Source organism: Aeromonas sp. 600724 (genome assembly GCF_049175135.1).
Lineage (GTDB): Bacteria > Pseudomonadota > Gammaproteobacteria > Enterobacterales > Aeromonadaceae > Aeromonas > Aeromonas veronii_A.
In genome coordinates this window covers 108,254-122,511 of the sequence record NZ_JAAKUM010000016.1, presented here as the reverse complement: position 1 = coordinate 122,511, position 14,258 = coordinate 108,254, and the positions used below count along the sequence as shown (strand labels likewise).

Here is a 14,258-nt window from a genome sequence, read left to right as displayed (position 1 = left end):
GCGTCTGCCCGCAACTGATGGCTGCTTTTGACCTGTGCCGGAGACCGAGCCAACAGGGCGTTGCATCACGCCTGCTCCTCTCTCTCGCTGACAAGGGGCGCTGATGGCCACTCACCACTTTCAGCCGGTAGATGTCGTTCTGCCCGCTCCCAATCCGCTCTTTTTCAGTTACCAGCAGATGTTGGCCGACAGCGCGACCGTGCTGCACTCCCACCCCTGGGGCCAGCTCAACATGATCAGCCTGGGGATCATGGAGATAGAGCTGGGGGATCAGCGACTGGTGGCCCCTGCCGACTACCTGATCTGGGTACCGGCGGATCTCGACCACACCTCTTACAACGAGCAGACCCTCGACTACACCTCCATCTACGTCAGCCACGAGCTGGCGGCCAAGCTGCCGCCAGAGCCCAGATTGCTGCTGCTAACCCCACTTATTCGCGCCCTGCTGAGCGACTTTTGCGAACGGCGGGTGAGCCATATGGCGGATGAGTGGGATCAGCGTCAGGCCGAGTTGCTGGTGGAGCGGCTGGCGCGCACCCGTTGTCAGGAGAGCTACCTGCCGATGAGTCAGGACAAGCTGCTGGCTCCCATGCTGGCGGTGTTGCACAGCGATCCTGCCGATCCCCGTACTCTGGCCCAGTGGGCCGGACAACTGCACACCACAGAGCGCACCTTGTCGCGGCGCTGCCTGCGGGAGCTGGGGATGAGCTTCGGTCAGTGGCGGGCGCGGTTGCGGCTGCTCAAGGCGCTGGCCTGGCTCAAGGGCGACATGCCCATTCAGGAGATCAGCTGGCGGCTCGGTTACGGCTCCACCTCGGCCTTTATCGCCATGTTCAACCGGGAGCTGGGATGTTCACCCCAGCGTTATCGCCAGCAATCGGCAGAACGGGGGTTCTAATGGGAAAAAACGGGAGCGATGCAGTGTGAATGCCATGATAAGTAGCCTGTTTCTTGTCGTTACAGGGATTATCATAGAGCCCTGTTATCATGGGCCATCTGGCAGCAACGATCGGTTGTCTGCCGGAGTGAATGGCTGTGCCTTCATATTCAGGGGTTAGGGTAAGCATGATCGCGTCCGGTTCCCGTTTGGCCGAGTCACTATTCTGGTATCTGCTGGCGCTCACCGGTTGTGCCATCCTGCTGTTCGAGTTCGGGCCAGAGCGAGTTCTCGATATCAAGGAGTGGCCGCTCTCCATCACAGTGCAGCAGCCACGGGATGCTGGGCCGGGGGCGGTGCGCTATCACCCCTCGGCGGATGATCATCCCGGAGTGGTCTGTACGTTAACCGCCAATCCGGCCAGCTACCCAAGTTGCGGCCTTATCCTCACCCTGACCCCCCGTGACAAGGGGATTAATCTGACCCGTTTTGGCACACTTCATATCCGTTTGAGCGTAACCGGGGCTGGCGAGCAGGATTGGCGCTTGTATCTGCGCAACTACAATCCGGTCTATGACCGGGTTGATGAGCCTGAGCAATCCAAGTTCAACGAGATCATTTTTCGGCCGGCGGATTACGGCCGGGATCACGAGGTGCCACTGGATGTGTTTACCCCGGCGACCTGGTGGATCACCCGTTACAATGTGCCGTTGCAGCAGCAGGGGGCCAATCTGGATCGGGTTTATGCCATAGAGGTTATGGCTGGTTCAGATATGCCGCCCGGTAAGCATGGCGTGGTGATCGAAGCGCTGCAGTTTCACGGTAGCTGGCTCGATGCCACCCTCTTCTATCGGCTGATCCTGTTTGTCTGGTTTCTTTACGGTTGTACCGTTTTTCTGATCAACCACCTTTTGATGAAGCAGCGCTTGCAGCATGCCCATCAGGCCAAACTGGAGGCCGAGGCGCTCAACCGGACCTTGAGTGAAGAGAATCGCCGCTCCCGCGAGGAGGCCTGTTATGATGCCCTGACCGGCGCCCTCAACCGGCTCGGCGGTGAGCGACTGCTGCTCGAGATAGGTGAGCAGCCCTGCACTCTTGTCTATATCGATGTGGATCACTTCAAACAGATCAACGATAGCCATGGCCATCCGGTGGGAGACGAGGTGCTCAAACTGCTGGTCAGCGAGATCCTGCGCCACTGCGATCCCCTCTGCCATCTGGTGCGCTGGGGGGGAGAGGAGTTTGTGTTGGTCTGCCTTGATTACGATGAGTTGCGGGCGTGTATCCTGGCCGAGCGGCTGCGTACCCTGCTGGAGGCATCTCCCCATTGGCCGCTGGCCTTGCGGGTGACCGCTTCGTTCGGGGTGGCCGAGCGGGGGGGAGAGCCATGGGAATGCGTACTCAAACGTGCCGACGAGGCGCTCTATCAGGCCAAGACGCAGGGACGCAACCGGGTAGTGGCGCATTGAGGGCGGTAGCATGACATGTTAAAGACGAGAGCAAGATGACCAGACAATCTATTGGTGCCCTGACCCTGCTGGTGGCCGACTATGACGAGGCTATCGCCTTTTTCACCGAGGGGCTGGGGTTTGCGCTGCTGGAAGATACCCGGCTCGACGAACCGGGCAAACCGGGCAAACGCTGGGTGCGGGTTGCTCCCGCTGGCAGCTCGGGTTCCTCGTTGCTGCTGGCGCGGGCTGCGACCCCGGAGCAGCTGGCCGCCATTGGCAAACAGGGTGGCGGACGGGTATTTCTGTTCCTCGAGACCGATGACTTCTGGCGGGATTACCGGCGGATGCAGCAGTATGGTGTCCATTTTTGTGAACAGCCTCGACAGGAGTCCTACGGCACCGTGGTAGTGTTCGAGGATATCAGTGGCAACCGCTGGGACCTGCTGCAACGCGCTGCTGCCAACTGAATCTGAAAACGTTTATCATCCCGCCTGTCATAAAGTCATAAAAGTGTCACAGAAAATTCTAATAATTGGCGCACCCATCTTCACAGAGGAGAGAGAAGGGAATGGCTAAGCGAATTCTGGTGGTCGAGGACGAAGCACCGATCCGCGAAATGCTCTGTTTCGTGCTGGAGCAGAAGGGGTATGAGACGATTGAAGCGGAAGATTTCGCCGACGGACTGGCGAAGGTGCGTGAACCCTACCCGGAACTGATCGTGCTGGACTGGATGATGCCAGGCGGCAGTGGCATCCAGTTTATCAAACAGCTCAAGCAGGATGAGGTGACCCGCCAGATCCCGGTGGTGATGCTCACCGCCCGCGGTGAGGAGGAGGACAAGGTGCGTGGTCTGGAGGCCGGTGCCGACGACTATATCACCAAGCCGTTCTCGCCCAAGGAGCTCACCGCTCGCCTCCATGCGGTGATGCGCCGAGTCTCCCCCACCTCGGTAGACGAGGTGATCGAGGTGCAGGGGCTCAAGCTGGACCCCGTCTCCCACCGGGTCAGTGCCGAGGAGAAGGCGCTCGACATGGGGCCGACCGAATTCAAGCTGCTGCATTTCTTCATGACTCACCCCGAGCGGGTCTATAGCCGTGAGCAGTTGCTCAACAATGTCTGGGGTACCAATGTGTACGTCGAGGACAGAACCGTGGATGTGCATATTCGGCGCCTGCGCAAGGCGATTGAAGAGACAGGGCACGACAGATTGATCCAGACGGTGCGTGGAGCCGGATACCGCTTCTCAACCCGTCTCTAGAGGCAGTTATGTTGCAACCTTACGCCTGGCGGCGACAGTTGTGGCGAATGGCGTTTTTCTACGCCCCCTTCGCATTGGTTGGCTGGTTGATTGATCATCTTGCCCTCTGCCTGTTGGTGGCGGCAGTGTTGCATCTGGGCTGGCATTACCGTTTTCAGAAGCGGCTGTCTGATTGGCTGTGGCACGACCGCAGCCTGGTACCACCTAACGGCAGTGGCAGCTGGGAGCACATTTTCAACGGGATCTACAAATTGCAACAGCGTCACCGGGCTCGGCGGCGCGAGCTGGCGGGGCTGATCCGCCGCTTTCGGGAGGGGGCCGAGGCGCTGCCCGATGCGGCCGTGGTGTTTCGCGAAGATGGCAGCATCCTCTGGTGCAACCGGCTGGCAGAGCAACTGCTCGGTTTCCGCTGGCCGGAAGATGCAGGTCAGCACATTGGCAACCTGATCCGCCATCCTGCCTTTGCCGCCTATCTGGGGAAGGGGAGCTATGATGAACCACTGGAGATGACTTCTCCGATCAACGAAGAGAAGTTTCTCGAGTTTCGCATTATGCCCTACGCCTCCGATCAGGCGATGCTGGTGGTACGCGATGTCACCCGCCTGCGCAGTCTGGAGAAGACCCGCAAGCACTTTGTCTCCAATGTCTCCCACGAGCTGCGCACTCCGCTCACCGTGCTCAAGGGCTATCTGGAGATGACTGAAGATCCGCCCCCGCCTGCCATGTGGGCCAAGGCGCACCGGGTGATGATGGAGCAGACCATCCGGATGGACAATTTGGTCAACCAGCTGCTCACCCTGTCGCGCATCGAGGCGGCACCGACCGTTGATCTCTCCCATCTGGTGGACATACCTGCCATGCTCGGACTGCTGGAGCAGGAGGCGCGGGCGCTCTCGGGCGAACGGGCCCACCAGATCGAATTCATGGTGCAGCCAGACCTGTTTGTGCGCGGGGATAAGGAGCAGCTGCGCAGCGCCGTCTCCAATCTGGTCTACAACGCCATCCACTACACACCGGCAGGGCGCAAGATCAGCGTGGAGTGGCGCAAGCAGGGGGCAATGGCGCTGTTTGCCGTGAGGGATGAGGGGGAGGGGATTGCCCCCGAGCATCTGGCGCGGCTGACCGAACGGTTCTATCGGGTCGACAAGGCCCGCTCCCGCCACACCGGTGGCTCCGGACTCGGCCTTGCCATCGTCAAGCATGCCCTCAGTCATCATGACTGTCAGCTCGAGATTGAAAGTCGTGTCGGCCTTGGCAGTCGCTTCAGCTTCATGATACCGGCTCGTATGGTGGTGTTAAAATAGCCTTTTATGACAATGGGTTAGTAAATTCGAGAGGGCCACAATGCGGGCCCTCTCTGCATTTGTGCAACTTTGTTGTCATGTCATTAAAGTGTCACATTTAATCCATAAATTTGTCACTGCCAGGTCAGATACTGGCGCCGTCTTAAGAACGGACCTTCTGTAACTTTGGAGAGATTGGATGAAACTCAACAAACTGGCTGGTGTAATCGGATTTACCGCAGCAACCCTGTTTTCTGCCAGCACCCTGGCCTATGGTGTCGACAAGGATCTGCCGGATTACACTCCGACCAGCGGTATCTCAGGCAACCTGTCCTCTGTCGGCTCTGATACTCTGGCCAACATGATGACCCTGTGGGCAGAAGAATTTAAGCGTGTCTACCCCAACGTCAATGTCCAGATCCAGGCTGCCGGCTCTTCTACCGCACCGACCGCCCTGACCGAAGGGGTTGCCCAGTTTGGTCCCATGAGCCGCGCCATGAAGGCCGGTGAAATCGAAGCGTTCGAGAAGCGTTATGGCTACAAGCCGACCGCTATCCGCGTTGCCGTCGATGCCCTGGCGGTATTCGTCAACAAGGACAACCCCATCAAGGGGCTGACCATGCAGCAGGTTGATGCCGTTTTCTCCAGCACACTCAAGTGCGGCGAAGCCAAGGCGGCTACCAAGTGGTCTGATCTGGGTCTGGATGGCAGCTGGTCCGGCAAGGATCTGCAACTGTTCGGTCGCAACTCGGTATCCGGCACCTACGGTTACTTCAAGGAGCACGCGCTCTGTAATGGTGACTTCAAGAGCGGTGTGAACGAGCAGCCGGGTTCCGCCTCCGTGGTGCAGTCTGTTTCCGCTTCCCTCAACAGTATCGGTTACTCCGGTATTGGTTACGTTACCTCCGGCGTTCGTGCCATTCCGCTCTCCAAGGATGGCAAGACCTTTGTCGATGCTACTGCCGATAATGCCATCACCGGCAAATATCCGCTGTCACGCTTCCTGTACGTTTACGTGAACAAGCATCCGAACAAGCCGCTCTCTCCGATGGAGCAGGAGTTCGTCAAGATGATGCTCTCCAAGGCGGGCCAGAACATCGTTGCCAAAGATGGCTACGTACCGGTACCGGCCAAGGTGGTGCAGGCGGATCTGAAAAAGCTGGGCATCATGTAACCGCTTGCTGCCAGCATCTACTGATAAAACGAGCCCCAATCGGGCTCGTTTTGTTTTTGGTGACTGTCAGTTCTGTTAATAGCGCTGGATGGATGTTTTTCCGCCAGCCGGGGGCAGGTTCCCTTGCGTAGCAGGGCTGCATTTCCGAGAATAGGGCAACGTTATGGCAAAGGATCCCTTCATGATTGCGTCCCTCTCCAAGTTTGGCCTGGTAGCCCTCTGTAGTTCCCTGCTGGTCGCCTGCGCCCAGTCGCCGACTGGCCGCAGCCAGATGCTGCTCTACTCCCCCCAGCAGATGAACCAGCTTGGTGCCGACTCCTTCGAGCATATGAAAAAGCAGGAGAAGGTGAGCAAGGATGCCAAACTCAACGCCTATGTCTCCTGTGTCGCCAAGGCGGTGACCGCCCAGGTGCCGGCCAGCTATGGCATCACCAATTGGGAAGTGGTGGTGTTTGACTCCAAGCAGGTCAACGCCTTCGCCCTGCCCGGCGGCAAGATCGGGGTCTACAGCGGCCTGCTCAAGGTGGCCAAGAATCAGGATCAGCTGGCGACCGTCATCGGTCACGAGTTGACTCACGTGCTGGCCCAGCACTCCAACGAGCGACTCTCACGCAGCCAGTTGGCGGGGATCGGTCTGGCGGCTGCGGACATTGCCATGGGCACCAGCGAGTATCGCGGCGCCACTATGGCCGCCCTTGGTCTCGGGGTTGAAGTGGGGGTGATGCTCCCCTATGGCCGCACTCAGGAGAGCGAAGCGGATCGGCTCGGGCTTGAGCTGATGGCGCGGGCCGGGTTCAATCCGGCCGAGGCGATCCCCCTGTGGCAGAACATGAGTGCCGCCGCCGGTGGTAACACCCCGCCGCAACTGCTCTCAACCCACCCGAGCAACGAGAACCGGATCGCCGAGTTGCAGGCGCAACAGGCGCAAGTGCTGCCGCTCTATGAGCAGGCCCGCGCCAATGGTCTGGTGCCCCAATGCAAGGCATAAGCCTGCGCATGGCGCGCAGCGATGATGCCGCCGCCATGACGGTGATGCAGCGAGCCAGCTGGCTCGCTGCCTATGGCCAGGTGCTCGGTGCTGACCTGCTGGAGCAGCTGGACGTTACCGCTCATCTACAGATTTGGCAGAGCCGTCTGGCCGAGCCGGGCCCAAGGCCCATGCTGCTTTGTCTCGATGAGGTAGTGATTGGCCTGCTCTATTGGCAACCACAGCAGGAAGCGGGGCAGAGCCATGCCCTGATCCGCGCTTTTTACCTCCATCCCGACCACTGGCGACAAGGCTATGGCAAACGGTTGTGGCAGGCGGTGGCTATGCAGATGCGCCGCGCCGGTTGTCATAGCGTCAAATTGTGGCTGCTCGATGGCAACCACATCGGCGAGGGGTTCTACCTGCGCCGCGGCTTCGTCTTTGATGGCGCAGAGCGCACCCTGATAAGCCTCGGGCAGCCCTGCCTGCAGCGACAAATGAGCCGTTTGCTCTGATCACTCTCCCGTTTTTCGTCCCCGGTCACTTTATTTTTTTTGCGAATTAATACAATGTCCCCCTTGAAACAGAGTTGGATAAACACGGGCTGACAAGGGAGTGCTGGCATGTATTACGGCTTTGATATCGGTGGCACCAAGATCGCCTTCGCGGTCTATGACGGTGCATTGAACCTCTGCCACGAGGAGCGCATGAGTACCCCGGGCAACGATTACGAGGGGTTGCAGCAGCTGATCCGCTCCCGGGTCGAGCAGGCAGATGCCCGCTTCGGCGCTCGGGGCTCGGTCGGTATCGGTTTCCCCGGTGTCATCAACAGCCAGGATCACAGCATAGTGGCGGCCAATCTGCCCTCCATCAATGGTCGCCATCTGGGCGCCGATCTGGCCGAGCTGCTGGAGCGGCCGGTCAAGGTGGATAACGACGCCAACTGCTTCCTCTGGTCCGAAGTGCATCAGGGTGCCGCCGACGGCGCAGGCAGTGCGCTTGGTGTCACCATCGGCACCGGCATCGGCGGCGCCGTTTATCTGGCGGGCAAGCTTATTCAGGGGCGCAACTGGCTGGCTGGCGAGATTGGTCACTACCCCTTGCCCGCGACCATGCTGATGAAGTACCCCGAGTTGCCCCGTCCCCGTTGCGGCTGCGGCCGTTTGGTCTGTTTTGAAACCTATGCCTCCGGCACCGGTCTGGAGCGTCTCTATCACCATTTCCATGGCCAGCGCGCCACGGGTCACCAGATTGTGGGACGCTTCGAGGCCCATGAACCCCATGCGGTCGAGACGGTCGACTGCTGGCTGGAGATCGTGGCCGCCGGGCTTGCCACCGCCATTTCGGTGATTGATCCCGAGGCGGTGGTGTTGGGGGGCGGCCTGAGCGGCCTGCCCGCCCTCTATGAACAGCTGCCGCTGCGTCTGCCCGGTCACTTGCTGCCCGGGGTCGCCCTGCCCGAGATCCGCCAGGCCCGCTTCGGTGGTGCCGGTGGTGTGCGCGGCGCAGCCTTGCTCAATCTATGAGATCAGATGTGGGGTCTGATCTCCCCGAAAAAGGAGTCCTCATGACCCGTCTTGAAATCTGTATCGACAACCTGGAATCCCTCTTCACCGCCCAGCAATCCGGGGCGGATCGCATCGAGCTCTGCTCTGCGCTGGGTCTCGGTGGTCTGACCCCCTCCTACGGTTTTATGCAGCAGGCGGCCCGCCATGCCACCGTGCCGGTTTATGCCATGATCCGCCCGCGCGCCGGGGATTTTTGCTTTAACGACGGTGAGTTCGAGATGATGCTGCAAGATATCGCGGCGGCAAGCGCTGCGGGGCTGCAAGGGGTGGTGGTCGGTCTGCTGGATGAGGAGGGGCGGGTGCCTGCCGCCAAGCTCAAACAGCTGGTGGATGCAGCAGGATCGTTGGGGGTCACCTTCCATCGCGCCATCGACCTCTCCTCCGACTGGCGTCTGGATCTGGAGACCATAGTCGCGGCCGGCTGCGAGCGTATTCTGAGCTCGGGCCACGCCGCAACCGCGCTGGCTGGGCTCGAGACCCTGCAGGAGATGCAGCAGGCGCTGGCGGGACGTGCCAGCCTGATGCCGGGCGCCGGGGTCAATGCCGACAACGTGCGTACCATCATCGAGTTCACCGGGGTGAGCGAAGTGCATATGTCCGGCATGGGCTGGCGCGGTGGCATGGTGCCGCACGGAGTGAATATGGGCACTTCGGATGATGGTCGGGTCAATATCACCGATGGCGCCAAGGTGGCTGCGGTCAGAGCCTTGCTGGATCGCGGTTAAGCAGATCGCCGCCGTTGGGCGGCGTTCATCCGCATCTTGTGTGAAGTTCCTCCCACTGACGGGGAAATCAGGGGCGCCCCCGGCAGCACCCAGGCCAAAAGTCTGATATTATCCCGCCTCTTTACTACATGGATCTGGAGCAACATCTCAATGTCCCAATACGACTCTATCGAACAGAAGGCCAGCTATGGCATCGGCCGCAACATGGGTGATCAGCTGGCGCAGCAAGCTTTCGCCGGTCTGGATATCCCGGCCCTGCAACAAGGTCTGGCAGATGCCCTGAATGGTCTGGAGTTCGCGGTCAGCCGTGACGATATCAATGATGCCTTCCAGGTCATCACTGCGCGTATGCAAGAAGAGCAGGAAGCCGCCGCCAAGGCCGCCGCTGCTGACGGCGAAGCCTTCCTGGCTGATAACGCCAAGCGCGCTGAAGTGAAGGTGACCGACTCCGGTCTGCAGTACGAAGTGCTGGTAGAAGGCAACGGTGCCGTTCCGGTAGCCGGTCAGTCCGTGCGTGTGCACTACCACGGTACCTTCACCCACGGTGGCGTATTCGACAGCTCCGTCGCTCGCGGCCAGCCGGCTGAATTCCCGGTGACCGGCGTGATCGCTGGCTGGGTTGAAGCGCTGCAGCTGATGCCGGTTGGTTCCAAATGGAAGCTCTACATCCCCCACGATCTGGCCTACGGTGCCCGTGGCGCGGGCTCCATCCCGCCTTACTCTGCACTGGTATTTGAAGTCGAGCTGCTGGACATCCTGTGATCCTGCTGGCTTGATGCAAACGGCGACCCTCGGGTCGCCGTTTGTTTTTGGGCTATGTGATAGACAGCATTTGTCGCGACCAGCGGGCTGGAGAGCAGAAAAGGGCGGCACTTTTGCGCTTTTTACTGGTTTTTTCAGAAACGGGAACAGGCATACTGCGACTCATTAGAGAGGATAAGGAGAACCCGATGAGCAAGAAGATGAAGAAAGTAGCGGGGCTTGCTCTGTTGCTGCTGAGCATTCCGGCCAGTGCTGATGCCATGCGCTGCAAGAACGCCCTGATCACCGAGGGAGACACCACCGCCGAGATGCTGCTCAAGTGCGGTGAGCCGATGTTGCGTGAAGAGCTCAACCGCAACGAGGAGAACCAGTTTGGCAACATGGTGCAGGTCAAATATGGTGAACGCTGGACCTACAACTTCGGCAAGAACGAGTTCATGCGCTTTGTGACGGTGCGCAACGGCATCATTACCGATATCGAAAACGGCCCGCGCGGCCAGTAGCCGGCGGGCAAAGCATGGATGCACAACAGACAGTAGGGCAAGACCCTTTGACTCACATGTCCGGCAAGGGGTCGCGGTGACCAAGTTGTCTGACCGCCAGATTGATCTGGCGAGCCAGTCTTAGCCGCTGGCGGCAGGTCAGGCCATGGAGGCTGATCCTACCCGCGTTGAATTCAAATGTCCCCAGCGACTCGATGGCAAAATAGCCTCGATGAAAGCTCTTGATGTAGCGAGCGATCTGCCGTGGGGATAACTGCTTGAATACCTTCATCACACGGTTCCCTGATTGCCTGGACAGGGCACACTATGGTGTCGGTCGATGACACTGATATGACGGTTTATAAAGATTTGCATGAATCCTTATTTTGCCAGTGAGCTCGGCAAATTGACGGCATCATCGAAAAAGTTGTGCCATGACAAACCACCGCACCGATATACTGCGGGCTTGAATGGAACAAATAAAAGGGCCTGTGCGTGGAATGGGTTGATGTGGTGGACGAGGATAACCGGGTGATTGGCGTGGCCGAGCGAGCCAAGGTGCGGCGGGAGAATCTCTGCCATCGCGCCAGCTATATTCTGGTGCTCGACGACGCGGATCGGATCCTGGTGCAGCGACGCACCCTCAGCAAAGATTTCTGCCCCGGCATGCTGGATGCCTGCGCCGGTGGCGTGGTCACCACCGGTGAGGAGATGGAGCGCTCCGCCCGCCGCGAGCTGGCCGAAGAGCTGGGGATTATGGATGTTCCTCTGCAGGGCTTTGGCAGCTTTTATGCGGAAGGGGAGGGCTACCGGGTCTGGGGTGGCCTCTTCAGTTGCCGTTATCAGGGGCCGCTGCAGTTGCAGGCCGAAGAGGTGAGCGCGGTGCACTGGATGAGCCTGGCCGAGATCGCGGAGCGTGCCAGCGAATTTACCCCCGACTCCCTGCTCGCCATCGCCACTTGGCAGGCGAGACGCTGACAAGCGCCGCACATTTTCTTCGCCAGAGAGAAGACGGGCAGCCTGATGGCTGCCCGTCTGCATTTGTGAATTTACTTGGCCTGCTACACCAGTTTTAGGCGCCGGTTGGAGCGACCGCACGGGCTTGGCGTCGTGAGCCAGTGCCCCTGCCAGTCGGTGACGAGGCGCAGCAATGGATACTCCAGGTCAAGCCTAGTCAGCACCAGCTGGCCGGTCTCGTCGCCGCTCACCGGCTCGCCGCTGGCGGGATCGATGATCTCGATGATGCAACTCTCGCTCACAATAAATCCCTCTCCTGGTCGGCTCTCGTAAGCCACCACCCCCACATCCTGCCACACCAGACAGTTGAGGGCTGCAATGCCGTGAATGGCGCGCAGCGGCGTGGTTTCCGGGTGAGTGGCTTCACACAGCAGTGCGCGGCGCAGCGAGTCGGTCGGGATGTCGGCCGCTTCGGCCGCTTCCAGCAGATCGAGCAGGGTCACCAGCGGACCGACGTAGCCGGTGGGTTGATAGCGCAGCAGCGCCTCCAGCTGGCGCTGGGTATCGTGGGGCCCGCAGGGCACCACGGGGGCGCCCAGCTGGCGGGCGCCGTTATCGAAAATAAAGGCGGTGGGGCCGGCATGATAGTCGTGGCCATTGAGTATTACCTCACCTGGCTTGAAGCCGGCGGCAAACAGTGCTCGAGCGGCCCCCCACCAGTCTGCTCCCGCATACTCGGGGATGGCCAGCTGGCCCGGACAGGAGAAGACCCGCAACGCCTGACTGGCGGGGCGGCCGGTGAGTCCGGCGAACGGAGGGTGAGCCTGCTGGGCGGCAAACAGCTCTTTGCTGTCGAGCAGTGGCAGGGTGGCCAGCTCTGCCAGATCCTCGAGGCGGCACTGGCGATAGACGCTGGAGTAACCGGCGCAATATTGACTGACATGGGTAAGCTGATGATTGAGCTGCTCCAGCTGCTGTTGTTCGCGCAAGGCGGGGGGGCGAATTTCCAGTCCATCGTAATAGTGCTGCATGAGGCCTCCTTGGTCGGCTGATCCTGCTCAAGGTTAGTTCAAATGATCCAAGCAAAGGGAGGTCTGTGTCACAGCTCGGCAGTGGGGTAGACTGGGGCCTCCTCCCTCCACTTAAGGACGAGCACAATGATTGCGATGGGTCAGACTCTGCCTTCGGGCGAATTTACCTTTATCACCGCCGAAGGCAAGCAGCTGCGGGATAGCCAGACGCTGTTCGCCGGTAAAAAAGTAGTGCTGTTTGCGGTACCCGGTGCTTTTACTCCCACCTGCTCCAATGCCCACCTGCCCGGTTATGTGGTGCTGGCCGATCAGTTTATGGCCAAAGGGGTGGATGCCATCTGCTGTCTGTCGGTCAACGATGCTTTCGTGATGCGGGCCTGGCAGACGGCCCAGAATGCCGAGGCGATCACCATGCTGGCGGATGGCGACGGCAGCTGGACCCGGGCGCTGGGTCTGGCCAAGGATACCGGCGCCTTTGGAGGTATCCGCTCCCAGCGCTTTGCGTTGATCGCCAACGATGGCGTGGTCGAGCAGCTGTTTGTGGAGGCGCCTGGCAAGTTTGAGGTCTCCGATGCCGCGAGTCTGCTGGCTGTGCTGTGAAATGTTAATCGCAGTTTGATTTTTCCTTGAAATGGGAGGCTGGCTCGTTACACTGGCGCCACTTTTGAATTGGGTCAGGAGCTTGTCCTGACTCTGTTGCTTACTGGCGATGGGATGGAGATGTTATGACCCTGGCTGTTGTTGCCCTGATTGCCGGACTGGCGCTGCTGGTCTGGAGTGCTGACAAGTTTGTGGATGGTGCTGCGGCGACCGCCCGTTATGCGGGGATGCCACCGCTGCTGATCGGCATGGTGATCATCGGTTTTGGTACATCGGCCCCTGAGATGGTGGTCTCGGCGCTGGCGGCCTCCCAGGGCAATCCCGGGTTGGCGCTTGGTAATGCCTATGGCTCCAACATCACCAATATCGCGCTGATCCTGGGGCTGACGGCACTGATCAGCCCTATCGCGGTGGCCTCTCAGGTAGTGCGCAAGGAGATCCCCATCCTGCTCGGTATTACCCTGCTCTCAGGTGCCCTGCTGATTGATGGTCATCTGGGCCGGATGGATGCGGTCATTCTGGGGGCCGTCTTCGTTGCCCTGATGGGCTGGTCGATCTGGGCTGGCATGAATGGCAAGGGAGATGCGCTGGATACCGAGACCGCCGAGGATATCGAGAGCGAGGGGATGTCCCTCAAGAGCGCTGTTTTCTGGCTGGTGGCCGGGCTGGTGCTGCTGATCGGTGCTTCCCGCCTGTTGGTCTGGGGGGCGGTGACCATCGCTCAGGCGCTTGGTATCAGCGATCTGGTGATTGGTCTCACCATAGTCGCGATAGGAACCTCCCTGCCGGAGCTGGCCTCGTCTCTCATCGCCATTCGCAAGAACGAGCATGATCTGGCCCTTGGCAACGTGCTGGGCTCCAACCTGTTCAACACCCTGGCGGTGGTGGGAATCGCGGCGGGTATTCATCCGTTGGATGTGGCGCCGGAAGTGCTCTCCCGCGACTGGAGCATCATGATGGGGTTGACCCTGCTGCTGCTGGTGATGTGTCTGGGCCGCAAGGGGCAGGGCCGTATCAACCGGTTGGAGGGGGGCGTGCTGCTCACCTGCTTCGTCGCCTACACCGGCTGGCTGCTGACCAGTCAGTTCGTCTAGCCAGATCTGGCAAGATAAAACGAAAGAGG

General features: G+C 60.0%; 17 protein-coding genes. 15 read left to right on the top strand and 2 right to left on the bottom strand.

The window, feature by feature from the left end:
- Positions 1–103: 103 nt before the first annotated feature.
- The 12 genes from G5168_RS15775 to G5168_RS15720 all read left to right on the top strand — a co-directional run bounded on the left by G5168_RS15775 (position 104) and on the right by G5168_RS15720 (position 10,568).
- Positions 104–898, top strand: a complete 795-nt coding sequence (locus G5168_RS15775; RefSeq protein WP_167572381.1) for an AraC family transcriptional regulator — start codon at positions 104–106, stop codon at positions 896–898.
- Positions 899–1,065: 167 nt separating this feature from the next.
- Positions 1,066–2,346, top strand: a complete 1,281-nt coding sequence (locus G5168_RS15770) for a GGDEF domain-containing protein (protein ID WP_167572380.1) — start codon at positions 1,066–1,068, stop codon at positions 2,344–2,346.
- A gap of 35 nt (positions 2,347–2,381) precedes the next feature.
- The gene (locus G5168_RS15765; RefSeq protein ID WP_167572379.1) at positions 2,382–2,795 is read left to right on the top strand and encodes a VOC family protein; all 414 of its coding nucleotides are present in this window, start codon (positions 2,382–2,384) and stop codon (positions 2,793–2,795) included.
- A gap of 101 nt (positions 2,796–2,896) precedes the next feature.
- Complete coding sequence (gene phoB / locus G5168_RS15760; protein ID WP_026457670.1) at positions 2,897–3,586, top strand: phosphate regulon transcriptional regulator PhoB; 690 nt, start codon at positions 2,897–2,899, stop codon at positions 3,584–3,586.
- Between the two features lie 8 nt (positions 3,587–3,594).
- Positions 3,595–4,890, top strand: coding sequence for a phosphate regulon sensor histidine kinase PhoR (gene phoR / locus G5168_RS15755; RefSeq protein WP_266134086.1), 1,296 nt, complete (start codon positions 3,595–3,597; stop codon positions 4,888–4,890).
- A 178-nt stretch (positions 4,891–5,068) separates the two neighbouring features.
- The gene (locus G5168_RS15750) at positions 5,069–6,043 is read left to right on the top strand and encodes a PstS family phosphate ABC transporter substrate-binding protein (protein WP_216951835.1); all 975 of its coding nucleotides are present in this window, start codon (positions 5,069–5,071) and stop codon (positions 6,041–6,043) included.
- Positions 6,044–6,224: 181 nt separating this feature from the next.
- Entirely contained in the window at positions 6,225–7,031 is an 807-nt protein-coding gene (locus tag G5168_RS15745; RefSeq protein ID WP_216951834.1) for a M48 family metallopeptidase, read from the top strand.
- A complete protein-coding gene (locus tag G5168_RS15740; protein ID WP_064337029.1) occupies positions 7,019–7,525 on the top strand; it encodes a GNAT family N-acetyltransferase in 507 nt (168 codons plus the stop codon). Before G5168_RS15745 ends, G5168_RS15740 begins: the two co-directional genes overlap by 13 nt.
- Positions 7,526–7,633: 108 nt before the next feature.
- Positions 7,634–8,536, top strand: coding sequence for an ROK family protein (locus G5168_RS15735; RefSeq protein ID WP_421252440.1), 903 nt, complete (start codon positions 7,634–7,636; stop codon positions 8,534–8,536).
- Between the two features lie 41 nt (positions 8,537–8,577).
- Positions 8,578–9,303: a copper homeostasis protein CutC gene (locus G5168_RS15730; RefSeq protein ID WP_421209561.1), complete on the top strand. Its 726-nt coding sequence runs from the start codon at positions 8,578–8,580 to the stop codon at positions 9,301–9,303.
- 150 nt (positions 9,304–9,453) lie between these two features.
- Positions 9,454–10,065, top strand: a complete 612-nt coding sequence (locus G5168_RS15725; protein ID WP_005338405.1) for an FKBP-type peptidyl-prolyl cis-trans isomerase — start codon at positions 9,454–9,456, stop codon at positions 10,063–10,065.
- A gap of 188 nt (positions 10,066–10,253) precedes the next feature.
- Entirely contained in the window at positions 10,254–10,568 is a 315-nt protein-coding gene (locus tag G5168_RS15720; protein ID WP_005338404.1) for a DUF2845 domain-containing protein, read from the top strand.
- Between the two features lie 52 nt (positions 10,569–10,620).
- Here the strand turns inward: G5168_RS15720 and G5168_RS15715 are convergent, their stop codons facing one another.
- Positions 10,621–10,839 carry a DUF1107 family protein gene (locus tag G5168_RS15715; protein WP_005338403.1) on the bottom strand — a complete coding sequence of 73 codons (219 nt, stop codon included), beginning with the start codon at positions 10,837–10,839 and terminating at the stop codon, positions 10,621–10,623.
- A 203-nt stretch (positions 10,840–11,042) separates the two neighbouring features.
- Here G5168_RS15715 and yfcD point away from each other — a divergent pair, with 203 nt between their 5' ends.
- Positions 11,043–11,525 carry an NUDIX hydrolase YfcD gene (gene yfcD / locus G5168_RS15710; protein WP_047435956.1) on the top strand — a complete coding sequence of 161 codons (483 nt, stop codon included), beginning with the start codon at positions 11,043–11,045 and terminating at the stop codon, positions 11,523–11,525.
- Positions 11,526–11,608: 83 nt separating this feature from the next.
- Here yfcD and G5168_RS15705 read toward each other — a convergent pair whose 3' ends face one another.
- Positions 11,609–12,535, bottom strand: a complete 927-nt coding sequence (locus G5168_RS15705; protein WP_167557840.1) for a phenylacetate--CoA ligase family protein — start codon at positions 12,533–12,535, stop codon at positions 11,609–11,611.
- A gap of 126 nt (positions 12,536–12,661) precedes the next feature.
- Here G5168_RS15705 and G5168_RS15700 point away from each other — a divergent pair, with 126 nt between their 5' ends.
- Both G5168_RS15700 and G5168_RS15695 read left to right on the top strand, forming a co-directional pair.
- Positions 12,662–13,135 (top strand): peroxiredoxin, encoded by a 474-nt coding sequence (locus G5168_RS15700; protein ID WP_421209557.1) that lies wholly within the window; start codon positions 12,662–12,664, stop codon positions 13,133–13,135.
- 125 nt (positions 13,136–13,260) lie between these two features.
- Complete coding sequence (locus tag G5168_RS15695; protein WP_421252439.1) at positions 13,261–14,229, top strand: calcium/sodium antiporter; 969 nt, start codon at positions 13,261–13,263, stop codon at positions 14,227–14,229.
- Positions 14,230–14,258: the final 29 nt, after the last annotated feature.